General features: G+C 53.0%; 21 protein-coding genes. 16 read left to right on the forward strand and 5 right to left on the reverse strand.

The window, feature by feature from the left end:
- Positions 1 to 31: 31 nt before the first annotated feature.
- Positions 32 to 811 (forward strand): carbohydrate deacetylase, encoded by a 780-nt coding sequence (locus JUF11_RS04135; RefSeq protein WP_204118470.1) that lies wholly within the window; start codon positions 32 to 34, stop codon positions 809 to 811.
- 84 nt (positions 812 to 895) lie between these two features.
- Here JUF11_RS04135 and argH read toward each other — a convergent pair whose 3' ends face one another.
- From argH to JUF11_RS04150, 3 genes are all read right to left on the reverse strand, one after another.
- Positions 896 to 2,278, reverse strand: coding sequence for an argininosuccinate lyase (gene argH / locus JUF11_RS04140; RefSeq protein ID WP_204118471.1), 1,383 nt, complete (start codon positions 2,276 to 2,278; stop codon positions 896 to 898).
- Positions 2,278 to 3,498, reverse strand: a complete 1,221-nt coding sequence (locus JUF11_RS04145) for an argininosuccinate synthase (RefSeq protein WP_204118472.1) — start codon at positions 3,496 to 3,498, stop codon at positions 2,278 to 2,280. The genes argH and JUF11_RS04145 overlap by 1 nt, the downstream gene beginning before the upstream one ends.
- Before the next feature lie 92 nt (positions 3,499 to 3,590).
- The gene (locus JUF11_RS04150; protein WP_204118473.1) at positions 3,591 to 5,048 is read right to left on the reverse strand and encodes an ABC transporter substrate-binding protein/permease; all 1,458 of its coding nucleotides are present in this window, start codon (positions 5,046 to 5,048) and stop codon (positions 3,591 to 3,593) included.
- 473 nt (positions 5,049 to 5,521) lie between these two features.
- Between JUF11_RS04150 and yycF the strand changes: the two genes are divergently transcribed.
- The 11 genes from yycF (at position 5,522) to JUF11_RS04205 (ending at position 18,672) form a co-directional block, all read left to right on the forward strand.
- Complete coding sequence (gene yycF / locus JUF11_RS04155) at positions 5,522 to 6,232, forward strand: response regulator YycF (RefSeq protein WP_125579336.1); 711 nt, start codon at positions 5,522 to 5,524, stop codon at positions 6,230 to 6,232.
- 326 nt (positions 6,233 to 6,558) lie between these two features.
- Positions 6,559 to 8,463: a cell wall metabolism sensor histidine kinase WalK gene (gene walK / locus JUF11_RS04160; protein ID WP_204118474.1), complete on the forward strand. Its 1,905-nt coding sequence runs from the start codon at positions 6,559 to 6,561 to the stop codon at positions 8,461 to 8,463.
- Positions 8,453 to 9,808 (forward strand): YycH family regulatory protein, encoded by a 1,356-nt coding sequence (locus tag JUF11_RS04165; protein WP_204118475.1) that lies wholly within the window; start codon positions 8,453 to 8,455, stop codon positions 9,806 to 9,808. The genes walK and JUF11_RS04165 overlap by 11 nt, the downstream gene beginning before the upstream one ends.
- Before the next feature lie 16 nt (positions 9,809 to 9,824).
- A complete protein-coding gene (locus tag JUF11_RS04170) occupies positions 9,825 to 10,622 on the forward strand; it encodes a two-component system regulatory protein YycI (RefSeq protein WP_204118476.1) in 798 nt (265 codons plus the stop codon).
- Between the two features lie 348 nt (positions 10,623 to 10,970).
- The gene (locus tag JUF11_RS04175) at positions 10,971 to 11,795 is read left to right on the forward strand and encodes an MBL fold metallo-hydrolase (RefSeq protein ID WP_125579332.1); all 825 of its coding nucleotides are present in this window, start codon (positions 10,971 to 10,973) and stop codon (positions 11,793 to 11,795) included.
- A gap of 96 nt (positions 11,796 to 11,891) precedes the next feature.
- Positions 11,892 to 13,220, forward strand: a complete 1,329-nt coding sequence (locus JUF11_RS04180; protein ID WP_204118477.1) for a S1C family serine protease — start codon at positions 11,892 to 11,894, stop codon at positions 13,218 to 13,220.
- 692 nt (positions 13,221 to 13,912) lie between these two features.
- Positions 13,913 to 14,317: an iron-sulfur cluster biosynthesis family protein gene (locus JUF11_RS04185; protein WP_204118478.1), complete on the forward strand. Its 405-nt coding sequence runs from the start codon at positions 13,913 to 13,915 to the stop codon at positions 14,315 to 14,317.
- A gap of 167 nt (positions 14,318 to 14,484) precedes the next feature.
- A complete protein-coding gene (locus tag JUF11_RS04190; protein WP_204118479.1) occupies positions 14,485 to 14,871 on the forward strand; it encodes an Hsp20/alpha crystallin family protein in 387 nt (128 codons plus the stop codon).
- A 112-nt stretch (positions 14,872 to 14,983) separates the two neighbouring features.
- Entirely contained in the window at positions 14,984 to 15,409 is a 426-nt protein-coding gene (locus JUF11_RS04195; protein WP_125579328.1) for an Hsp20/alpha crystallin family protein, read from the forward strand.
- Positions 15,410 to 15,572: 163 nt separating this feature from the next.
- Complete coding sequence (locus JUF11_RS04200) at positions 15,573 to 16,787, forward strand: hypothetical protein (protein WP_236000428.1); 1,215 nt, start codon at positions 15,573 to 15,575, stop codon at positions 16,785 to 16,787.
- A gap of 73 nt (positions 16,788 to 16,860) precedes the next feature.
- Positions 16,861 to 18,672 carry a heavy metal translocating P-type ATPase gene (locus tag JUF11_RS04205; RefSeq protein ID WP_204118480.1) on the forward strand — a complete coding sequence of 604 codons (1,812 nt, stop codon included), beginning with the start codon at positions 16,861 to 16,863 and terminating at the stop codon, positions 18,670 to 18,672.
- Between the two features lie 736 nt (positions 18,673 to 19,408).
- Here the strand turns inward: JUF11_RS04205 and JUF11_RS04210 are convergent.
- The gene (locus tag JUF11_RS04210; RefSeq protein ID WP_125579326.1) at positions 19,409 to 20,116 is read right to left on the reverse strand and encodes a GntR family transcriptional regulator; all 708 of its coding nucleotides are present in this window, start codon (positions 20,114 to 20,116) and stop codon (positions 19,409 to 19,411) included.
- A 128-nt stretch (positions 20,117 to 20,244) separates the two neighbouring features.
- On the opposite strand from JUF11_RS04210, the gene JUF11_RS04215 reads away from it, so the two are divergent.
- The 4 genes from JUF11_RS04215 (at position 20,245) to JUF11_RS04230 (ending at position 23,404) form a co-directional block, all read left to right on the forward strand.
- The gene (locus JUF11_RS04215; protein WP_125579325.1) at positions 20,245 to 20,571 is read left to right on the forward strand and encodes a PTS sugar transporter subunit IIB; all 327 of its coding nucleotides are present in this window, start codon (positions 20,245 to 20,247) and stop codon (positions 20,569 to 20,571) included.
- Positions 20,572 to 20,632: 61 nt separating this feature from the next.
- The gene (locus tag JUF11_RS04220; protein WP_125579324.1) at positions 20,633 to 20,962 is read left to right on the forward strand and encodes a PTS lactose/cellobiose transporter subunit IIA; all 330 of its coding nucleotides are present in this window, start codon (positions 20,633 to 20,635) and stop codon (positions 20,960 to 20,962) included.
- 339 nt (positions 20,963 to 21,301) lie between these two features.
- On the forward strand, positions 21,302 to 22,741 hold the full coding sequence (locus JUF11_RS04225) for a 6-phospho-beta-glucosidase (RefSeq protein ID WP_204118481.1): 1,440 nt from the start codon (positions 21,302 to 21,304) through the stop codon (positions 22,739 to 22,741).
- 249 nt (positions 22,742 to 22,990) lie between these two features.
- Positions 22,991 to 23,404, forward strand: coding sequence for a YxeA family protein (locus tag JUF11_RS04230; RefSeq protein WP_204118482.1), 414 nt, complete (start codon positions 22,991 to 22,993; stop codon positions 23,402 to 23,404).
- Between the two features lie 44 nt (positions 23,405 to 23,448).
- Here JUF11_RS04230 and JUF11_RS04235 read toward each other — a convergent pair whose 3' ends face one another.
- Complete coding sequence (locus JUF11_RS04235; protein ID WP_204118483.1) at positions 23,449 to 24,555, reverse strand: SLC13 family permease; 1,107 nt, start codon at positions 24,553 to 24,555, stop codon at positions 23,449 to 23,451.
- Positions 24,556 to 24,717 lie beyond the last annotated feature (162 nt).

Genomic DNA, 24,717 nt, shown 5'->3' on the forward strand with positions numbered 1-24,717 from the left:
GTGTTACAGTAAGCAAAAAGGGGGTGTCATCGTGAAACAAGTGATTGTCGAAGCGGATGATTTTGGCCTGACGCCAGCGATTGCCAAAACCATTTTGGCCTTGTTGGACCAAGGCGTGGTGACGGCGACAAATTGCATGCCCACCATGCCAGGCTTTCAGGACTCGATGCAACTAGCCGAGGCGGCTGGTCGCACGCAGATGGGCATTCATCTGATCATCGACCGCCATTTGCCGGCCAGCTCGCCGGAGCAAATAGCGTCCTTGGTGGATGAACGCGGCTACTTGCTGGCGTTTGATCAATTCACGGCCCGGCTGGCGATTGGTGAAATCAACCTCGGTGAACTGGCGAGCGAACTGCGCCAGCAAATCAAGCTGGCCCAGCGCTTCGGGGTCACGATTGATCACATCACCACCCACAAGAACTTCGAGTTGCTCAGCCCCGCGGTGTTTGACGTGGTGTCACAGCTGGCCCAGGAAACCGGTCTGCCGCTGCGGCACAACCTGGTTGCCGGGCAGCAGTCCAAGCTCTGGGGGATGCTGAAGACGCGGTCGATTACGGCGCCGACGCAAGCGTTAGGTTTGCGGCACACCGCCGATGATTTGAAAACCGTTGCCGCTGCCATCAAGGCGCTTCCGGAGGCGAGCACGTTGGCTTTGATTACCCATCCAGGCACGCCGAGCTCGCTGCTGGCGCAGCGTAGCTCGTTGAATGAAGACCGGGCACTTGATCGGCAATGGTTGGTTGACCCCTGGCAGACCTACTTAGCGGCGCATACAGACGTCAAAATCAGTGGCTACCAGCGGCTTTAGTGCAGTCGATAACGAGTCATTGACGCTCGCCCCAACTAAAAAATGACCAACCTTGCGAATCCGCGAGGTTGGTCATTTTTGGCTTTAGTGGCTGGCGATTATGCCCTTAGCGCGGGCCACTTCTTTTTCAACGTTGGCCACGGCTGTTCCACCGAGGCTGGTGCGGCGGTTCACGGCGGCTTCCGAGGTGAGCTCGGTATAAACATCTGCTTCGATCTGCGGCGCGGCGGCTTGCAGTTCGCTTAGCGGCATGTCTTGCAGACTCTGGTGGGTCTGAATGCCATGGAGCACGAGCTGGCCGACGATGCCGTGGGCTTGCCGGAACGGCACGCCTTTGGTGGCGAGGTAATCCGCTAATTCGGTAGCGTTGGAGAAGTCGCTCACGGTGGCGTCATGCATCCGCTCTTTGTGCACGGTGATCGACTCCAGCATGCCGGTGAAAATGTGCAACGAGCCGAGAATAGTGGTGTACGCGTCGAACACCGGCTCTTTGTCTTCCTGCATGTCCTTGTTGTAGGCCAGGGGCAGGCTCTTCATGGTGGTCAACAGCCCCATCAAGGCGCCGTAGACCCGGCCGGTTTTGCCGCGCACGAGCTCGGCGAAGTCGGCATTTTTCTTTTGCGGCATAATCGAACTACCAGTGGCAAAAGTGTCCGCCATTTCGATGTAGTTGAATTCGTACGTGCACCAGAGAATGAGCTCTTCAGCCAACCGGCTCAAATGCTGCATCAAAATCGCGGCGTTGCTGAGAAATTCCAGCGCAAAATCACGGTCCGACACGGCATCTAAGCTGTTGTGATAGACGGCATCAAAATCGAGGCTCTCAGCCACGGCTTCGCGGTCAATCGGGAAGGTCGTACCGGCCAGTGCGGCGGCGCCAAGCGGCAACATATCGGTATGCTTTTGGTTGAATTCAAAGCGTTCATAGTCGCGCTGCAGCATTTCAAAATACGCCAGCAGATAGTGACCATACGTGATGGGCTGGGCGTGCTGCATATGGGTGTAGCCAGGCATAATGGTGCCGGCATTCTCCTCAGCCTTTTCCACCAGCACGGTTTGCAGGTTGCTAATCGCGGCCATGATTTCCGGCAGGCGGTTCTTCAGCCACAGGTGAAAATCCGTGGCGACTTGGTCGTTGCGGGAGCGTGCCGTGTGCAACTTGCCTGCCACCGGCCCAATCAAATCCGTGAGCAGGCTTTCCATGTTCAAATGGATATCTTCGTTTTCAACGGTGAAGTGCAGTTCACCGTTTTCCAGCTGGGTCATGAGAGTCTTCAAACCCGCTTCAATCGTTGCTGCGTCAGCTTTTGGGATGATGGCTTGAGCGCCAAGCATTTTGACGTGAGCGATGGAAGCGGTGAGGTCCTCTTTGGCCATTTGCTGGTCAAAGCTGATGGAGGCGCCAAAGGTATCCACCCATTTGGCGGCTTTGGCGGTGAACCGGCCGCCCCAGAGTTTGTCGGTCATTATTTTTCCTCCGGTTTCTGTGAGTGCACGTGATTAACTTCTTCAAAGACCGTGCCTGGCAAGGTCCACAGCTTGATAAAGCCAGCGGCGGCTTCCTGATCGAAGGTATCAGCCGAGGTGTAAGTTGCCAGGTTCTCATCGTAAAGCGAGTTCGTGTCGGACTTGCGCGCGACTGCGGTGGCGTTGCCTTTGTACAGCTTCATTTTGACGACGCCGTTGACGACGGTTTGCGTGTGGTCAACAAAGGCCATCAAGGCGTCAAACAGCGGGGTGATCCACTTGGCTTCGTAGATCATGGTGGCGAGCTGCTGTTCAATCAGCGGCTTGTAGTGGGCCACATCGCGTTCCAAGGTCAGGTTTTCCAGTTCGTGGTGCGCCGCCATGATCACCGCTGCGGCTGGCGCTTCGTAAACTTCGCGGGACTTGATGCCCACCATGCGGTTTTCGATTTTGTCGATGCGGCCGATGCCGTTTTCGCCGGCCAGCTTGTTCAAGTGCTTAATCAAATCAGCGAGTTTCATCGCTTTGCCGTCAATCGCCACCGGCAGGCCTTGCTCAAAGGTCAAATCGATGAAGACTGGCTGGTCTGGCGCTTCTTCTGGGGCCACACTCATCGCCCAAGCGTCAGCTGGTGCTTGGTTCCAAGGGTTTTCCAGAATGCCGGCTTCGTTGGCGCGGCCCCAGAGGTTGGCGTCGATGGAGTAAGGGGACTTTTTGCCAATCGGCACGGGAACGTTGTGCTCCTTGGCGTAGTCGATTTCTTCTTCCCGGGACCAATGAAAATCGCGAATCGGGTCTTCGATTTTGAGCTGGGGATCCAAGGCATGAATGGCCGCTTCAAAGCGGACTTGGTCATTACCTTTCCCAGTTGAGCCATGGGCAATGGCCACGGCGCCGTGTTCATGGGCAATTTGCACCAGGTGATCGATGATCAGTGGCCGCGACAGCGCGGACACCAGCGGGTAGTCGCCTTCATACAAGGCGTTGGCTTTGATCACAGGCGCCACGTAGGTATCGGCAAATTCGTCCTGGGCGTCGATGGCGTAGCTTTCAATCGCGCCGACCTGCAGGGCCTTTTTTTGAATGAAGGCCATGTCCGCGTTGGGCTGGCCGACATTCAGGCACACGGCGATAACGTCGTAGCCGCGGTCTTGGAGCCAAGGAATGGCCACCGAAGTATCCAAGCCGCCAGAATATGCCAATACAATTTTGTCTGTCATCAATAATTCCTCCTAGATTAGTTCAGATCAAAGTTTAATTCTAACCGGGTAACGTGCAAAAGGCCGGCTCATGCCCGCCTTTTGTCGCAGTGCTAGTTCATCCGCCGTTCCACAACCCCGAGCAACCGGCTCAGGATAAAGGTCATGGCGAAGTAGATCAAAGCCACAATCATCATCGGGAAGAACGGTTCAAACGATGCGCCTTGCACCGTGGTCCCTTCAAACATCAATTCCGTCGCGCCAATCACGGACAGCACGGAACTTTCCTTGATGTCGGTGACGAATTCATTCCCCAGCGCTGGCCAGATGTTCTTGATGGCTTGTGGCAGCACCACGAAGCGGGTGGTTTCAGTGCCAGACAGGCCCAAGGAACGCGCCGCTTCGGTTTGGCCAATCGGCACGGAGTTCAAGCCGGAGCGAATGATTTCGGCGACATAAGCGCCAGAGTTGATGCCCATGGCAATCGCCCCAGCCACGAAGGCGGAGAGGTTCAGGCCCAGCACCTGCGTCCCGAAGAACACGATGAAGGCTTGCACCATCAAAGGCGTGCCGCGGATGAATTCCACGTAGATGACCGCGATGGCTTTCAAAATCCAAACCTTGCTGCGACGCATCAAGGCCAGCAGGGTACCTAACACTGTGCCGGCGATAACTGTTAACAGCGCGAAGACCAGAGTGTTAACGGCCCCTTTGATGAAGAAGCTACCGTATTTTTGCCAGAAGCTATTGCTTTGGTTTTGCAAGGTGTAGGCTTCGTCCATGTACTTGGACCAGAGGCCTTGCTTTTGCATGTCCTTGATACTCTTATTGACGGCGCTGGTCAAGCCGCTGTTGCCTTTGGCGATGGCGACTACGGTAGGCGCCTTCCCAGTGGCAAACTTAGGATCGATGATCTTCAGCGCTTGGTTCTTTTGAACATAGGCCCCGGCAACCACGTTGGACATGACCCCAGCGTTGATTTTGCCATATTGAACCTGGGCAATCACGTCGTTCGCTTTTTCTAGGCTGACGATCTTGGCATCAGGCAGCTCGGCTTTGGCGATTTGTTCCTGCGTCGACTGTTTCTGGGCGCCGACCTTCACGCCTTCGAAATCCGCAATGTTCTTGTACTTGCTGGCATCCTTTTTCTGGATGACCATGATTTGCTTTTCGTAGGTGTAAGGCTTGGAAAAGTCGACCTGCTTGCGCCGCTCTGGGGTGTCAGACATCCCAGAAATAACCATGTCGACTTTGCCAGTCTTCAAAGCGCCAATCAACGCATCGAAGCCCATTTCCTTAATCTGTAATTTCACGCCCATATCCTTGGCGATTTTCTTCGCTAAGGAAATATCGGCGCCGACGATTTTGTCATTGCCATCAACGGTCGCATGAAATTCCATCGGGGCGTAGTCTGCTGACACCCCAAGAATGATGTAACCCCGTTTTTTGATGGCCGCCGGCGTACTGTCATTCGTTGCCGCTTGGACCGTTTGGGTCGAAGTTGAGATCAGTCCGCCACCGATGAATAAGATGGCGATGAGACTGAGGACCCACCGATAAAATTTATGCATAACCTGCCAACCCCTCAAGATGAATTTTATATGAATATATACCCATTTGGGAAAATATGCAAGAAAAATTCAAGAATATGCAAAAAATATTCACTGGGACAAGTTGCCGATTCCATCGCGAGCATTGTCGATGGCAACGGACGTGTCAGACCGCTACGTATCTTAGGGTTAAGCCGATAGTGAAACAAGAACTACTACCGTAGGGCAGGCCGGCCGGAGCAGCAAGGGGCTCAGTGGTGAAATTGTTCTTAGCCGGTGGACTTCCGGCTTAGAACAAGCCGCGACTTTGAGACTCGCAGAGGCTCAAAGCGCTGGCCACCACGTTCCGGCCCCTTGCTGCGGAGGCTGGCCTGCCCGGGCCCAGACAGGCTAAGCATCAGGCTAAAGGCAGCCTCACTCCACAGCCTTTTGCCCAACCCGTGAGAAACCGTTATAATAGAAACAACGCAACTGGAGAGTATTGGAGGCCAATGATGGCAAAAAAAATCCTTGTGGTGGACGATGAGAAACCAATCTCTGATATCGTCAAATTTAATTTGAGTAAAGAAGGCTACGACGTGGTCACCGCGTACGACGGTGAAGAAGCGCTAGCCAAAGTAAACGAAGAAAATCCTGATTTGATCTTACTGGACTTAATGCTACCGAAAATCGATGGGCTGGAAGTCGCGCGTCAAGTGCGCAAAGACCACGACACGCCGATCATCATGCTGACAGCTAAGGACTCCGAAATCGACAAGGTTTTGGGCCTAGAAATGGGCGCGGATGATTACGTCACCAAGCCATTTTCTAACCGGGAGCTGGTAGCGCGAGTCAAGGCTAATTTGCGGCGCAGTGGCGCCAGCATGCAGCAGCAGGAGCAAGATGATGACAACAAGGAGCTGACCGTCGGCGACTTGACCATCCATCCTGATGCTTACACGGTCACTAAGCGCGGCGACAAAATCGAGCTGACGCACCGTGAATTTGAGTTGCTCCATTACCTAGCCCAGCACCTGGGCCAGGTGATGACGCGGGAGCACTTACTGCAAACCGTTTGGGGCTATGATTACTTCGGCGATGTGCGGACCGTTGATGTGACTGTCCGGCGGTTGCGCGAAAAAATAGAAGACAACGCTTCGCATCCGGAATGGCTGATCACCCGGCGTGGGGTGGGGTATTACCTGAAGAACCCAGACGCGGAATAAGGGCGTGAAGGCGCGCAGCCTGTAGTTGCGCTGGCCGGCCTTCGCAGCCTTCATAGTTGCGCTCCGCGGGGCAACGGATGAGCGTCTAGCTACGCTCACCGCCTCGAAGCCAAAAACCGGCTTCAATGCGGTGAGCTAGGCTAGCCGTCATCCTAAATGCGCCCCGCTCCGTAGCCTTCATAGTTGCGCTCCAGTCGACCAACGCCGGAGTGGTTAGCTACGCTGAAGGCCTCGCCGTCAAAGTGCGACGGCAATGCCTTCAGCTAGGCTACCCTTCCGGCTAAGTGCGGTCGACCTCCGCAGCCTGCCTTCATTTGGAGATTTTCATGAATAAGAAGATCAAGTTCTTTCAATCGATCAACTTCAAAATCGCGCTGGTGTTTATTCTGCTGTTGTTAGTGACGGTGGAAATCATTGGCGCGTATTTTGTGAAGTCGCTTGAGCAGCAGAATATTGATACGTTCAAGACCAGCATTAACTTGGATCCTTATTTGCAGGATAAGTTGGCCACGGATTTGATGCGCACGGATACCGATGATGCCAATGGGTCGATGAAGTCCACGATTTCTCAGGCTGATATTGCCAATACCGCGACGATTGTGGTGGTAGACGCCAAAGGGACGGTGCGGGCGAATTCCAACGTGAACGCGCAAGGCGATGTTGGGACCAAGTCGGCGAATAACAACATCAAAAATGTACTGTATAATGGTCAGATTTTTGAGGGCTATGAATATGCCTCAAACACCGGCTCGATGTATACCCGCATTATCCCGATTAAAAACCCGAGTGCTACCGGTGAAGGTAATGCCGTGATTGGGGCCGTTTCGGTGACGGCCTCGATGGAAACCGTGTATCACAATATCAATCAAATCGTCCGTATTTTCCTGATTGCCAGCTTAGTCGCAGGGATGTTGGGGGTCATTATTTCGATTGTCATTAGTCGCGCCATCACGCGGCCGATTGAAGAAATGAAAAAGCAAGCCATTCGCATGGCCCGCGGCGATTATTCCGGCCAAGTCCGGATTTACGGGCAAGATGAACTGGGTCAGCTGGCGGTAGCGGTTAATAACCTGTCGGTGCGGGTGGAAGAGGCGCAAGAAGCCAGTGAGGCCGAGCGGCGCCGGTTGGATTCGGTGCTGGCCCACATGACTGATGGCGTTATCGCCACCGATCGCCGCGGCAATGTCATCATTATCAATGAAACGGCGCTGGATTTCCTGAACACCAAGAACGAAGACGTGATTGGCGTCTCGATTTTGCGCTTGCTTAACATTGAAAAAGATTACACGCTGCGTGATTTGCTGGAAAATCAAAAAGAACTGCTGCTCGATTTCTCCCAGCAGCTCAATCACGAGCTGATTTTACGCGTGGACTTTAGCTTGATCCAGCGGGAAACCGGGTTTATTTCCGGGCTGGTAGCGGTGCTCCATGATGTCACGGAACAGCAAAAAGACGAGCGCGAGCGCCGGGAATTCGTGTCAAATGTCTCGCATGAATTGCGGACACCACTCACCTCCATGCGTTCTTACATTGAGGCGCTGAGCGATGGCGCTTGGCAGGATCCCGAGATTGCACCGCAGTTTTTGAAGGTGACGCAGGATGAAACGGATCGCATGATTCGCATGATTAACGACCTGCTGTCGCTGTCGCGGATGGATTCTGGCACCAGCAAGATTGAACTGGAATACGTGAACCTGAATGAGTTCTTCAACTACATCCTCGATCGCTTCGATATGATGCTGAAAACCGATAATGAGCAGGCCGGTAAGGATAATAACCAGAGCCTGCCTGCGCATGCGACGCACAAGCAGTATTCGATTCGCCGTGAAATCACCAAGCGCGATTTGTGGGTGGAAATCGATCAAGACAAGTTTATGCAAGTCATCGACAATATTATGAATAATGCGATCAAGTACAGCCCCGATGGCGGCGTGATTTCCGCGCGGTTGCTGGAAACGCATAACCACGTCATTCTGTCGATTTCCGACCAAGGCTTGGGCATTCCGCGCCAGGATATCAACAAAGTCTTCGATCGCTTCTACCGCGTCGACAAGGCGCGCTCCCGGCAGCAAGGCGGCACCGGGCTGGGCCTAGCGATTTCCAAGGAAGTCATCGAAGTGCTGGGCGGCCGCATCTGGGTCGATTCGCAAGAAGGCAAAGGCAGTACCTTCTACATTTCGCTGCCTTACCAACCGCTAGATGAAGACGGAGGTGATTGGGATGAAGCTTAGTGGCTGGATTTTACGCGTCAGTTTAATGACGATGGTGGCCCTGAGTCTGATTTTCACTTGGCTCATTTGGCAAAATCCCTCCCGCCTTGGTCGCCAAGAATCATCGGCCACGGTCAAAACCGCGCCGGATACCGCGGTGGGCAAGCAGACCGAGTATTTGTTGATGCCGACCACGGCGTATGCGGTGGAATCAGACCAAAAACAATTGCTGTTTAAGCCCGATACGGCAGTAACTGGCCAGCTGCACAAAGCGCTACGCAACTGGCGCATTGTCAAAGTCGGCGCGAAGGCGACCTTAAGCGGTGCGGCTTACACCGCGCTGCTCCAGACGGATCAAACCCTGCAGCTGAAATATGCGGGGCCGATTAGCTTTAAGCTGTTCGACACGCGTTATTTCAAACATCAGGCAGTGAACACCCCAGCTGATTTCCAGTTTGACCGGCTGCTGATTCACCTCGCAGATAAGACGCCAAAGCTGACCCTGTTGAATGACGAAACGCACACCAAACGTGAAGTCACCTTGAAAAACGCCAGTGCCACGCAAGTGAATGAAGTGTTGGCCAGTGTTAAAGCGACCAGTTTGCCGGTCACCGAAAAGAAGTTGAACGGGAAATGGATCACCGCGTTTGACCAGAGTATCGCCGTGACGCCGTATGCCTTTTTGCTCGATCAGCAAAACGCCAATCATTTCGTGTCGTTACTGATGCCAAGTTCACAAGGTAATACGGTCGATTCGCGGGAGATTGGGAATGAAGTTATTTATACACTCAATGACCGCTACCGCATGACGCTGAACGATGACGACGATGTGGTGCAGTATGAAGATAGCAACGGTGCAACGAAGGCGAAGCAGTTGACCGCGACCCTGCAGGCGGGGTATAAAGCCATTACCAAGTTGAACTTGCAAGGCGTGAATACCATGCATTACGCCGGTTATGACAAAACCAATCATACGGTCACCTTCCGTTCATACGCGCAAGGCTTGCCGATTTTCAACGATGTTTATAATGGCACCGTCGAAGTCACCAACTCCAGCAACGGCTTAGCCATGACCTTCTCCTTGAACAATTTAACTGTCGCGATTCCGACGAAGCAGGCGGCAGTTTCCCTGCCGAGCACCGCAGATGTCCTGGCGCAGTTGGATCATGCCGGTTACAGTGAAACCTCGGTGCAAGATATTCAACTTGGCTACTATTGGCAACCGCAAAAGGACAACAGCCAGGTCGTGGATTTGACGCCAACGTATTTCGTCAAAATCAATAATGAGTACAAACGCTATACCGAATGGCTGTTACCAAGCAATGCCGCCCAGATCAACCGGGCAGCGACGCAAATCGTGCAATAGAAAGGAGGGGTGAAGGATGGACTTTAGACGCATCGAAACTATTTTTCTAATTGTGTTCGTGGCGCTGAACATCTTTTTAGGGATGACGTTCTTCCAAAATCAGCAGGTGGATTTGGCCACGGCTGGGGATGCGACTTCGGAAGTGCTGCAAGACATTAAGCGCGATGACATTAAGCTGCCCAAACTCAGCGCTACCACGCGCGAAGGCAGCTATCTAGCCAGCACCAACGCCTCGACCCTTCAAGCCGATGCGGCGCCGCTGGCCGGCCAAAGTTTGCGCTTCTCCAAGACTGATGGCACGACGCTCACGGCGACCTTGCAAAGTCCGCTTACGGTCAAAAGCAATGTCACGGCGCGGCTCAAGCGCTGGGTGACGGAAGGCAATGTGATCCATGGCGAGGTCTATGTCTACGCCCCGCAACTTTCCAGCGCCAGTGCTTACGTCTTCGCGCAGAAAATCGGGGGCCATCTGTTTTATGATGACCGGGCGCAGTTGACGCTGCATGTGGCCAACCACCGCCTGACCGGTTATACCCAAACCTACCTGCCAAGCGCCACCACCTTGCGTGCGAATGTCGCGTTGTGCAGCGCGCAAGATGCTGTAACGACCTTGTACCGGGAAAACGAAATTGCCAACAACAGCACGGTCAAATGGACGCGCTTAGCCTATACTTACCTCCTGGATGCAAAAGGCAGTACCGTTTATATCCCCGCCTGGTTCGTCGGGATTGAAAGTCAAGGGTCGAAGAATTTGACCGTGAAGAAAGTCAACGCGATCAATAAGACTGTGCTGAAAGCTAGAGTAGCAGATTAACAGGCTGCGGAGCCGAGCGCACTTAGGGGGACGGCTAGCCTTTCTAACGCATGTCAGTCTGTACGCGCTATGCGCTACAGACTGATCAAGCTTGAGGCATTGTCGTCTGGTCTTGACGGAGAGGCCTTAAGCGTAGCTGGACGCTCCCCCCGGTGCTCGGCGGAGCGCAACTACACTAACCCGGCTAAGAGCGGCCTTATTTCACAGCTTCTAAAGTTGCGCTCCGGTCGACCAACGCCTGAGCGATTAGCTACGCCAGCTGGTCCGCCACAAAAAGCGGTGGCAAACCAGCTGGCTAGGCTACTCGTCATGCTAAGTGCGGTCGACCTCCGCAGCCTATAAAGAAAGGTGACTATTTTGACAGAGGATTTTGGGATGCGGGTGTCGGTGCTGGCATCAAGTAGTTCAGGTAATGCTACGTATATCGAAACGCCGCAGCATAAGGTGCTAGTGGATGCGGGGTTGTCGGGCAAAAAGCTGAATGATTTGCTGCATAGTATCGATCGGGATCTCAAAGATATCGATAGTGTGTTTATTACGCATGAGCATACGGATCATTGTCGCGGCGTTGGGGTGTTGGCGCGGCGGTATCCGCAGCTGACGGTGTATGCCAATGCCCCGACGTTTGCGGCACTGCCGCGCAGTGTCGGCGAGTTGCCACCAGATCAGCTGCGGGTGTTTGACCGCGGGGCGGCGCTAGATTTAGGCGACCTCGATGTCGAAAGTTTCGGGGTGTCCCATGACGCGGCGGCGGCCCAGTTTTACCAGTTCCAGCATGACGGCAAACGCTTTGCGATTGTGACGGATACGGGCTACGTGTCGGACCACATCGAAGGCACCATTCGCGACGCCGATGCGTTAGTGATGGAAACTAATCATGACTTGGAAATGCTGCGTGAAGGACCGTATCCGTGGTCGCTGAAGCAGCGCATTCTGGGCGATTTTGGCCATCTGAGCAATGAAGATGGGGCCAATGCCATCATGGATGTGATTGGCCTGAAAACCAAGCGCATCTACCTCGGGCACTTGTCACCGCATAACAACATCAAAGCCTTGGCCCATGTGACCGTGGCGAATATGCTCAAAGCGCAAGGCTTGGCGGTGGATCATGACTTCAAGATTTTGGACACCGACCCCGCAATTGCCGATCCGTTGTTCACGGTTGGCGCGTAGGGCGAGTGACACGATAATTACTAGCCTTCTTCATATTTTCGTCATACCCACTTTGTACACTTAAACTATCGAAATAAGCGTGTAGGAGGGTCAGAAATGGATAATCAATCACACGATTTCCAAGAAGAACAACCAACCCCTGACAATCAGCCGAAACCAAAGCGCGGTGGCATCAAGCAACTTGCCATCGTTGCCGTGGTGGCGGCTTTGATCGGGGGCGGCGTTGGTGGCGGGGTCGCCTACTGGGGCCTCAGCCAAAGTAGTAGCGCGGATCTTGGCGTGACGAATACCAGTCAGAAATCTGGCACCACCCAAGTTTCAAATGTTTCAGTGAAGGAAAGCAGCGCTTCGCAAACCGCTTTTGCGAAGGTTGAAAAGGCCGTCGTTTCGGTCATCAATATGCAAAAGTCGCAAAGCACCAGCAGCGGCCTCGATGTTTTTGGTGACATGTTCGGCCAAGATAGCAGCTCATCATCCAGTGATAGTAGCAGCTCAGGCAAGCTAGAAGAAGCCAGCGAAGGTTCCGGGGTCATTTACCAAAAGAAAGACGGTAAGGCCTACATTGTGACGAACAATCACGTGGTCTCCGGTTCCGATGCGCTGGAAGTCATTTTGTCTGATGGCACCAAGGTCACCGCGAAATTAGTCGGGACGGATTCGACTTCCGACTTGGCGGTACTGTCCATTGATGCCAGCAAGGTCACCACAGTCGCCAGTTTCGGCGACTCCAGCTCGATTGCCGCTGGCCAAACCGTCTTGGCGATTGGGTCGCCGCTGGGTTCGCAATACGCAACCTCAGTGACCCAAGGGATTATTTCTGCCACCAGCCGGACCGTGGATGTGACCGATGAAACCACCGGCCAAACTACCGGCCAAGCCACGGTTATCCAAACCGATGCCGCCATCAACTCTGGGAACTCTGGTGGGCCGCTGATCAACTTGTCTGGACAAGTCATTGGGATTAACTCGATGAAGCTGTCTGGCACCAGCAACTCAGAAGCGACGATTGAAGGGATGGGCTTTGCTATTCCAAGTAACGAAGTCGTTTCGATCATCAACCAGTTGGTAGAAAAAGGGAAAGTTGTCCGCCCAGCCTTAGGGATTGAAGCCCGGGATCTGTCCTCGGTTTCCGCTTCGCAGCAGAGCTCCTTACTGAAGGTGCCATCTAGTGTCACCTCAGGCATCGTCGTGGCAGGCTTTACTTCGACCAGTGTGGCCAAGCAAGCCGGCCTCAAGCGCTACGACGTGATTGTCGCCGTTGACGGCACCAGCGTCTCCAGTGTGGCCACCTTGCACACCGCGCTTTACAAGCACGCAGTCGGGGATACCATCAAGCTGACGTACTATCGCGGCAGCGAGAAGAAGACCGTCAGTGTGAAGCTGAGTCAAACCACGGATCAGCTGGATACGTCGAGTTCAAACTAATTATCATTAATGAGAAAAACGGAATGACCCGGTTAAGGTCATTCCGCTTTTTTGGCGTTGTTAGCAGCTTCTGGCTCTGAATGATTCACGAAGAACTCACCCCACCCTGCCCCTCATTCGTAAAGCCCGTTGCATTCGACGATGCGACGGGCTTTTTTCTGCCCATTTCCAGATGTTGGACAGTGGCCACGCCGAAATGTTCAGGATTACTTTGTCAAGTGTGAATTGCGAGTGGGGACAACTGACCCCTTAGCCTGTGGATAAGTCTGTGGATAGTGTTCATAACTTGGATTGTCGAGCGTGGATAGTTTTTTGCACAGGGTGTGGATGGCCTGTGGATAAGAAAATTTTCTTGCTCACCAAACACCTGTACGGCCTATTGGGACGCGGTTTTGGACAGGGTAGTTCGTGAAATTGAATATTTGGTCAGTGTGGATAACTCCAAATCAAAAATAATTGACTTGATTTTTTGCGACACGAAATCTGGTGTCAAAAGCAGAAGTGAACACAATCACTAGGGGTCAAGTTTTTGACCGTGTGGATAACTGTTGGGGATAGCGTGTGCTTGGGTGTGTATGATCACTTTACGGACTATCGTAAAGTAAGTTAATCTTGACTTTATCCTCGCAACTCCGTAATATAAGAGATGGAAAGGTTGTGCACAACCTAAAAACCACGAAAGGGTGAGTCAAATGGAAATCTCAATCAAGCCGGAAGCAAAGACGTACTTAGCAGGAAAGGTCTTACCTAGTGAGCACCTGTTCCTCGCCTTAGACGACGGTAGCAGCAAGTACTCGAAGCTCGGCGGCACCTGTGCCATTGGCAACAAGTTCCAGCTGGTGATCAGCGAAGTGGCCGATGACGATTATGCCGACGTTCTCGCCAATGATGCCGATCTGACCATCACGACTGGTAGCTTGGAGCCGATGTACTTGGGCCATGGTCTCACCCTGGATTATCGCAATGGGGCCCTGAACCTGCGCGATGATAGTGGCGTCTTGGACGGTGCGGTGACCTTAGACCGCGCGCAGTCGCTCAGTGACGAGGAACAAGCCCGGCGTGAAGAAATGAAAGCCTTGGGTGGCAAAATCTGCTAACAGGTGATTAAAAGCACTGCTGTATCGGGACCATGCGGGTGCAGCAGTTTTTTTGATTTATTTTTAGCACTCTATTGACAAGAGTGCTAAAAGGGCTGATAATACATTATGTAAACAAGGAATGAACGAAACCTTGTTGAGCTGGATATGAAAGGAAGTCATCAATGATGGCAAATGAACTTATGCGCGATCGCTGGTTGGCTGATCCATTCTCCGATTGGCTGGACGCGGGCCCAACCAACGATTTACCAACGGATATTGAAGAAACTGCCGATGCTTATATTGCGCGGTTGAATGTTCCTGGGGTCACTAAAGATCAGATTGACCTCAATTATCAAAATCAACAGTTGACGGTGGCAGTGCAAAAGTCGGCCGAAGCTGGGAACCACAATTACTTGATTCAAGAGCGGCCCCAAGCGGCGGCCAAGCGGGCATTTCGGTTGCCGAACGTGGCAGCTAACGCGATTACCGCTGATTTAACGGCTGGGGTTTTGACCATCACACTACCGAAGCTGACCCAAGCTGCCGCTGACCATCAGATTCCAATTGCTTAAGCATTTTATTTGAATGTCAAAATGGCGACCTGTTAGCCTTGAATTGTTCCAAAGAAGTACGCGCCGCGCAATCAGCGCGACTAGTTCAGATTTTAGAAAGGAAGTTTTGGTTATGGCAAATGACTTGTTGACGCGGAATGACTGGCTGGATGATCCCTTTTTCGATCACTTTGCTCCACGGTTCTTTGACCGTATGATGCCTGATACGAAGGTGCTGAAGACCGACATCAAAGAAACCGACAAGAATTATGTCGCGAAGGTGGATGTGCCTGGCATCAAGAAGGACGACATTCACATCAACTACCAAGACAATGTGCTGAACATCAGTGTGAAGAAGGAAGACTTCAACGATCACAGTGATGACAAAGGCAATATCTTGATGAGTGAACGTGGCTATGGTGCGATGAGCCGTAGCTATCGGTTGCCCAACGTTGACGAAGATAACATCAAGGCGGCTTACGACAACGGCGTGTTGACCATTACCTTGCCGAAGCTGACCGAACAGCAACAAGATCCTCATCACATCGAGATTGAATAGACTCCACTATTCTCATCATCGATACCCATTTCCTCCTCCCAAAAAGTGAGCCCTGCTTCAGATTGCCCAGTCTGAGACGGGGCTTTTTTGCGTGAAAGGCGAATTTTGCTAGCTGGTTACGGTATTATAGGCAAAGAGATCAAATATAGGAGTGAAAATCATCATGAAAGAAACGGAGCAAGCAAAAATCCCGCCGCAACCGGCGACCGAGCGCTTGACCGTCACCGTGCCAGAAGGGGTGTATGCACAGTTGCGGGTGAAACCAGATACCCCAATGCAACTGTTAATTAAAAATGATCGCATCATCATGCAACCAGAGCGGGTAGAGCGGCTGCGCTCTGGGCGGCTGAGTTTCCTTTGGCCACTGGCGGCTGCAGGGGTTGCAGCGCTGGGAGCGTTCATTTATTGGCTGAGTCAAGGCCTGCGCATGATACCACTGGATGGGGATGTGTCAGTGGCCAGTTTTACCATTGGGTTGGGGCTGGTCAGTGGGACCTTGCTCTTTGCCGGGTTCTTCATCCAATCGCGCAATGACCCAGACAATCGCTTTTCCAAGCGGGTGTACTGGCGGAATTTTCCTGTGATCATGATTGCCTTTGTGGTGATCTTGGGCATGCTGCTGCTAGGGGGTTCTTGGGTGTTGGGGGCTTTGTTCCCTGGCGCGAGTTTCGACCTGTTCACGGCGCTGGTACTGCTGTTGGTATTTTTGTCGTTAGCGAATATTTTTATGGTGCAAATGGCGCTGCGGCTCAATGCCACGACCTTGTCCACTTTGTTGACGGTGGTGGTGATTTCCGGCGCGGTCATTGCGATGGCGTCTAATGGTAGTCGCCGCTGGTGGCAGTATAACCTGAGCTTTTTGGGGACGCAGTTGGCGCGCAATGCCTGGCAGTTCAATCTCACGTTGGTGATGACCGCGCTGGTGATGATCACCTTGGTCGATTACCTGTTTGTGTGTTTGGCGGAGCAGTATCCACATAACATGCGCCTGAATGTCCTGCGCGGCTTGCTGACACTGGCGGCGGTGGACTTGGCGTGCATTGGGATTTTCCCGAACAACGCCCAGTTCCACGTCTTGCACGACCGGGTGTCGATGTGGTTGGTGTCGATTATCCTGCTCATCATTTTGAGCCTGCGCTGGCTGCTGCCAGGGGTGTCCAAAGAATTCCTCTGGGCTTCGTATGCCGTTGGTGGACTGGAATTCCTAATGTACATGGGCTTTCAGTTTTTCCGCTACCCGTCATTAACCGCGTTTGAGATGCAAGGCTTTGCCATTGGCTTTACCTGGTTGCTATTTTTGTTCAATCACATGCAAAACCTGATTGCAGCGGGGACTGTGGCGTGGCCAATTGAGTTGTGCCCGCCTAAAGAAGAATAATTCTCATCTAACTGGACTTTCTACATTAGAACCGTTATAATTAAGACGGATATTTGATGAAGGAGTGAGATCGGTGAAAAACTATCGTCGGCTTTGGGCGGTACTAGGTGTCGGGATTATTGCGTTGATTTGTGAGTTTGGGCTTCACCACGCACAGTGGGCGCAAGTGGTCATTACAGTGATTGGGGCGGTCATTGCCCTTTTGATGTTGCTTGATATGATCAAAACGCTGCGGAGCGGCTCTTTTGGGGTGGACCTCTTGGCCATCACCGCGGTAGTCGCGACCTTGGCGGTAGGGGAGTATTGGGCAGCCTTAATTGTGCTACTGATGCTGACTGGTGGGGATGCGCTGGAAGACTTTGCCGCCACCAAGGCCAATGCTGACCTCAAGCAACTGCTGGATAATACGCCGACCACGGCGCATCGCCTCGTTGACGGTCAATTGCACGATATCTCAGTGGATGACGTGCAGGTGGACGATATCGTCGTGGTAAAACCGAGTGAACTGGTGCCTGTCGATGGTGTGGTCACGGCCGGCAGTAGCTTGGTCGATGAAGCCAGTTTGACTGGTGAATCCAAGCCCGTGGAGAAAAACGTTCATGATGAGCTGATGAGTGGGACGGTCAACGGCGATGCCGCCTTAACCGTACGCGTCACCAAGCGCGCCGCCGACAGCCAGTACCAAGGGATTGTGCGGCTGGTGCAAGAATCAGAAGCGCGGCCAGCGCATTTTGTCCGCATGGCCGATCGCTACGCCTTGCCATTTACGCTGGTGGCATACCTGATTGCCGGCGTGGCTTGGGCTGTGACGGGTAACCCGTTGCGCTTCGCTGAGGTGCTGGTGGTGGCCAGCCCATGTCCTTTGATTTTGGCGGCGCCGGTGGCCATGGTCTCAGGAATGAGCCGCACCAGCCGGGCCGGGATTATTGTGAAGTCTGGGACCGCTTTGGAAAAGCTCGCCACTGCGAAAACTGTCGCTTTCGACAAAACTGGGACCATCACGCAAGGCGTCTTGGCGGTGGATCAGATTTTGCCTACAGCCGGTTATACGGCCGATCAGCTCTTGCAGCTGGCAGCCAGTGCTGAACAGCAATCCACTCATATTTTGGCCCGGTCGTTGGTTAAAGCAGCGGGCAAGGACTTGCTGCCGGTGGCGGATGCCGAAGAAGTGACCGCGCAAGGCGTGCAAGGTACGGTGAATGGTCAACTAGTGCGGGTCGGGAAGGCGGCCTTTGCTGAAACTGACCAGCAAGTTGATGCCACCTCCGTCTTCGTTAACGTGGCCGGTCAGTACGCCGGCGTTATCACCTTTACCGACCGCACGCGGCCTGAAGCTAAGCAAACCATCACGGCTTTGCACGAATTAGGCGTGGAAAAGACCTTGATGATTTCTGGCGACTCCCAAGCGATTGCTGATAAAGTAGCGGCTCAAGTTGGTCTGGATGAGGTCTATGCCGAACAATTGCCGGCTGACAAAATTGCCGTGCTCGATCAAACGCCTAAGGAAAACCGGCCAGTGGTCATGGTCGGCGATGGCGTTAACGATGCACCTTCCTTGGCGGTCGCCGATGTTGGGATTGCCATGGGTGCCCACGGTGCCACGGCCGCCAGCGAATCCGCCGACGCGGTGGTCTTGCGCGATGACCTGACCAAAGTCGCGTGTGCCGTGATCATTTCCCAAGACACCATGCGGATTGCGAAAGAAGCGGTGTGGATCGGGATTGGGATTTGTACCGTCCTGATGCTGATTGCCAGTGCCGGCGTCATTCCGGTGATCATTGGCGCCTTGTTCCAAGAAGTCGTCGATACTATCACGATTTTGTACGCACTGCGGGCTCGAACTGGCCGACGCGATGCCGACCAGTATGAGGTTAAAACCGCCTAGCAGGCACGCTCAACGCTTTGACGCTTGGCAGGGGACAGGAATACCGTTAGCGATAAGCAGCCAGCGCGACCGTTATAGGCCGTTTAAAAGGAACGCAAAAGGGCTCGTCTTCATGCAGAAGGCGAGTCCTTTTGACTGGTTGGAGAGAATTCTAATGTGCCATACTGGTAAAGAGCAGCTGGATAGGCTACTTGTCGGACTAAGCCCGCCGACCGTCACAGCCGTAGATGCGCTCCACGGGGCAACGGATGAGTGTCCAGCTGCGCACAGCACCTCGAAACCAAAGTCCAGCTTCAAGGTGTTGTGCTAGGCTCGCCATCATCCTAAGTGCGCCCCGTTCCGCAGCCTTTATAGTTGCGCTCCGGTCGACCAACGCCGGAGTGGATAGCTACGCCCAAGGCACCGAAGCCAAGGAAAGGCTTCAATGCCTTGAGCTAGGCTACCCATCCGGCTAGGGGCGGTCAACCTCCGCAGCCTTTCTAGTTGCGCTCCGGCCGACCAACGCCGGAGTGGATAGCTACGCTGAAGGCCTCGCCGTCAAAGTGCGACGGCAATGCCTTCAGCTAGGCTACCCATCCGGCTAAGTGCGGTCGACCTCCGCACCCTTTCTAGTTGCGCTCCGGCCGACCAACGCCGGAGTGGATAGCTACGCTGAAGGCCTCGCCGTCAAAGTGCGACGGCAATGCCTTCAGCTAGGCTACCCATCCGGCTAAGTGCGGTCGACCTCCGCAGCCTGTCAATTACTGCTCAAGTGTGCTGAGTGGAAGTAGAAGTCTAGCCCAGGGTAGCAGTAGACCGTTTGGGAGAAGTTGAAGATGACGTTGTTGCGCATGTAGTTGATCTGAGCCAGCGTCAACAGGGACGTGCCTGGCTTCAGGTTCATCAGGTCGGCTTTGTCGGGGCCCAAGGTGGTCATGGATAAGAAGTCATCACTTGAATCGGGATCGATATCGTATGTTTCCTTCACGAAGTCAAACAGCGAGTCATCGAGGACATCGGTGGAGATAAATGGGACGACATCCCGCAGATAGTAGGCTTCCTCAAGGCAGTAAAGCATCCCGTTGAAATAACGCAGGCGAATGATGCGCCACAATTCGGTGTCGTCATTGATCTTCATTTTTTGAGCCAGCGGGATTTCACGCGCCAGCACCCGGTCGAAGGTGACGATTTTCGACTTCAGCGGGCCACGTTTGGCCAAGGATTTGCCGGCGCCGATGGACAAATTAATGGTCATCGTGCTTTGCAATTGCACATTATTGACATAGTAGCCGCTGCCTTGAATCCGGCGGAGCAACCCGTGTTGATAAACAACATCGATCGCCCGCCTGATCGTATTCCGACTGACATTAAAGCGTTTCATCAATTCTTGCTCGGTTGGGAGTTTCGATTGGTACTCCCCAGCTTGAATCGATTGAAGCAGTTCCTCCGCGATTTGATGATACATGAGCGCCCCTCCAAACAAATTTTTGCACTAAGCACTTGTTTATTTTGTACCCACGTATTATTATAGCATTGTAATGAAAGCGGTTAAACTTTAACTGCGAAAATTTTAATCAAAGGGAGTTCTTAATTATGGCTGACAAAAAGACAATCATGCTCGTATGCTCTGCTGGGATGTCCACCAGCTTGCTTGTATCCAAGATGCAGAAGGCATCTGAAGCTCAAGGTCTTGATACGGAGATTTTTGCAACCGCTGCCTCCGATGCTGACAACGCATTGGCAACGAAGAACCCAGACATTTTAATGCTTGGACCTCAGGTTCGTTACCTGCTTGGCCAATTCCAGAAGAAGGTTAACAACATTCCTGTCGAAGTCATCAACATGCAAGACTACGGCATGATGAACGGCGAAAAGGTCCTCAAGGAAGCCGTTACCTCAATCGACAACTTCCAAAAGTAAGCTTGCCGTAAAAAGTAACCGGTACCAGAACGCAATAACTAGTTTTTGATGGGAGAATACAATGGCTGAAGAAGAACAGAACATGGACGCAATCATGGGCTTGATCCTGAATGGTGGTAACGCGAAGAGCTCCGCTTTTGAAGCAATTCAAGCCGCCAAGAAGGGTGATTTTGACACGGCAGATGCCAAGCTCAAAGAAGCTGATGGTTTCTTAGTTGATGCGCACAACTCACAGACTAAGATGCTGACGGCTGAAGCTAACGGCGAACACGCCAAGGTTAGCCTGCTCATGGTTCACTCACAAGACCACTTGATGACCAGCATTACGTTCCGCGACTTGGCGGGCGAAATCGTTGATCTGTACAAGCGTTTGGACAAGGAAGGCAAGTAGTCTCCCGCGTTTGCTTGACAAATAATTTCCGTTTGGCGCTGTGATGGCGCCCCGCCCCTGGCTAGCCAGAGTCGCGAGGCCCAAAGCAGCGCCAAACTTTTGTAAAAGAGGCTGCGCAATGGGGCTGTTTTTAGCCGAATGAGTAGCCTAGCCAGAGGGATTGCCGCTGGTTTTGGCGGCGAGCCCTCTGGCGTAGCTACTCACTTCGGCGTTGGCCCCATGGAGCGTAACTAAAGGCTACTTGCTCGGGCGTTGGCCCCACGGAGCGCAACTAGAGGCTGCGGGCCGCATTTCGTCCGTCACACTCGTCTATTTTATCGTCACAAGGAGGATCATTTTATGAGCAAAGGTTATAAGATGCCGGAAGGCTTTTTATGGGGCGGCGCGATTGCGGCGCACCAAGCTGAAGGTGGTTGGCAAGAAGGCGGCAAGGGCTTAAGTATCGCGGATGTGATGCGCGCCGGCGCCAATGGGGTGGCCCGCATCGAGGACGATGCGGTTTTGCCTGACCAGACTTACCCTAACCACTGGGGCGTTGAGTTTTATTCGCACTACAAGGAAGACATCAAGCTATTTGCTGAAATGGGCTTCAAGTGCTTCCGGACCTCAATTGCCTGGACTCGGATCTATCCCAATGGCGACGAAGCCGTGCCGAATGAGGAAGGCCTCAAGTTCTACGACGACCTGTTTGATACCTGCCTAGAAAATGGCATCCAGCCCGTTGTCACCTTGTCGCACTTTGAAATTCCGCTGAAGCTGGTCAAGGAATACGGCGGTTTCCGCAACCGAGCCGTGGTGGATGCCTTCACCAAATTTGCCGAAACTTGCTTCCGCCGCTATCACAACAAGGTCAAGTACTGGATGACCTTCAACGAAATCAACAACCAGACCAACTGGCGCAGTGATCATGCGCTGCTGCAAAACTCTGGTTTGATTTTGAAGGATGACGAAAACTGGGAAGAAGCTATGTTCCAAGCCGCTCACCTGGAATTCGTCGCTAGCGCCCAAGCGGTTCAAATCGGTCATGCCATCGATCCAAGCCTACAAATTGGCGATATGATTGCCTTCTCCCCAATCTACCCGCTGACGGCCAAGCCAGAAGATGTGCTGTTTGCGCAGCGGGCCATGGACTACCGCTACTACTTCGGCGATGTGCAGGCGAATGGCGAATATCCAGCTTGGGTCCGCCACTACTGGGACCGCAAAGGCATCCATGTCGATGTAACGCCGGAAGACGAGGCCATTTTGAAGGCCGGCGCCGTGGACTACATCGGCTTCTCGTACTACAACAGCAATGCCGTAGAATATAACGAAAACAACCCCGAAATGGACTACGACGAACCGAACTCCAGCGTCAAAAATCCGTATGTACCGCGCTCCGACTGGGGCTGGCAAATCGATCCCGTCGGCCTGCGCTATGCGATGAACTGGATGAACGCCCGTTGGCACAAGCCAATGTTTATCGTAGAAAATGGCTTTGGTGCTTACGATACGGTGGAAGCGGATGGCAGCATTCACGATGACTACCGCATCAAGTACCTGAGCGACCACTTGTTGCAAGCCGAAAAGGCTGTCGCTGAAGATGGTGTGCCGCTGATTGGCTACACACCTTGGAGCGCGATTGATATCGTTTCAGCTTCAACCGGTGAAATGAAGAAGCGTTATGGCTTCATCTACGTCGATGCTGACGACGAAGGCCATGGCAGCTGGAAGCGCAGCCGCAAGGACTCCTTCAACTGGTACAAACAAGTAATCGCCACCAACGGCGAAGACCTCTAATGTTCATGAGCGGCATCACCCATTGCGGTGGTGCCGCTTTTTTGCGAATGGGCTGCGGCGCCGCGGGTTTAGGGAGAGAAGTTAACCTTGGGCTCCCATCCTTCTGATTATTGAGAATCTATCCCGCTTAGAAAGTTCATCGCGGAATTTCACTGCAAAAAATCCCACGAAGGCCCCATGTGAAATCCTTCCTAAGTCGTATGCCGATAAATATCCTGATTGGTATAGTGACAACAAGGAGGGGAGCACATGAAACGGGCTGGGTTGAATTGCGGCGCATTAGTGATTATTGTGATGGCAGTGCTGTTTGGCATGCCGCTAATGACGCGCAATCAAACCACCCAGGCTGCGGCGGCGATTGACTATTTGAATCCAGTCGTGCCGTGCACCACGGTTTATGTCTCAACCCAGGCGAAGCAAGTGGAATGGCTACCCAATGCACATGGCGGCCGGGATTATCGCTATGTATTGACCGCCTATGATCGCTGCGGGCTGGCGCGCCAACTTATGATCCAAGTCACGGATCAGCCGCTTGCCCCTGACACCTATTTGGCGGTAAAAACGAAAGGGCAAAAGGTGCTGCGTTGGCAGCCGGTTAAACGGGCCGAGTTACCGAATAAAATCCGCGCCAAGCTCATGCCGACCGTCCTCGAGGCCAATTAAAACGCGCGCCAACTCAATTGCAGTTGACGCGCGTTTGGTTTTGCCTAATAAACGAAATCGAGAATGAGCCAGCCCATGGCTCCCAGCACCAACAGGCCGATGATGTTGAAGGCGAAAAAGCCGAGGAAGAACTTGCCGGGATGATGATTGCCCCAGTCGGTGTATTCCTTGTACACCAGCAGGTTGCACATAGAGCCGACCACGGTGCCGAGGCCGCCAATATTGGAACCGAGGAATAGCGCCGCGGCGTAATTGGTAAATTTCCCAATCAAGACCGTTGATGGGACATTAGAAATCAGCTGACTGCTGAGAATGCTGGTAAGGAAAACGGAGTGGGCGCTGCTCATCAAGCTAGAGATGAGATTGACAACCCAAGGAATCTGCTGGAGGACGCTGACAATCACGAAGAAACCGGCGAAGGTCAAAACAATCGCATAGTCGACATTTTTCATGATTTCACGGTTGTAAACACTGGCCAGCAAAATCGCGGCGATGGCGCCAACGTAGGAAGGGATGAACTTGAAGACCCCAGCGAAAATCAACAGCGCCACGATGCAAGTGATCACCGTTGGCCGGGTTTGGATGTGAATGTCCTGGAACTCAACGGTCGGTAGTGGTTGTTTAGGGATGAACAACACAAACCCGGCGAGCAAAATGATGCTGGCAATCAGCAGCGGGGTCGACCAGCCGAAGAACTGGCCAGCCGTAATTGTGTAGTGGCTCATCAGGTAGATGTTGTGCGTATTCCCAAATGGGGTGAACGCACTGCCGAAGTTAGCCGCCATGCCGATTAGCGTTACTGGCAGAATTTCGCGTAAGTTGTATTTTTTGGCAATTTGAAGGTACAACGGCACCAAGGTGATGACGGTCACGTCGTTGGTGAGCACCATCCCAGCGACTAGCGCCAGACCGACGAACATCACCAGCAGCTGCCTGGAGTCAGCGGCGATACTGGTTAGACGGTAGGCGAAATAATCGAGGATGTGCAGGTATTCAAAAATCTGGATGACCGTCATCATCCCGAGAATCGACCAGAGTGTTGAAAAGCTGATGTCCGCAAGTCGTGGCTTAGCAACGAACAGGCTCAGCACTACCAAGGCAGCGGTGATCTGAAGCACCCGGTCTTTGGCAATGTTTTTGATTACAGTCATATGTTTTTACACGCTCCAAAATTGACTCAACACTACTATTCTGCACTTAAAAGACAAGTGAAACAATGGAGCGTGTGTAAAACTCGTGTAAAACACACGCTAAGGTAAATTATACGGATGAGGGGTAAAAAAGGCTAAAAAAATGCACCTAAATGCCGTCAA

The sequence above is a fragment of the Lacticaseibacillus suilingensis genome (genome assembly GCF_016861845.1).
Lineage (GTDB): Bacteria > Bacillota > Bacilli > Lactobacillales > Lactobacillaceae > Lacticaseibacillus > Lacticaseibacillus suilingensis.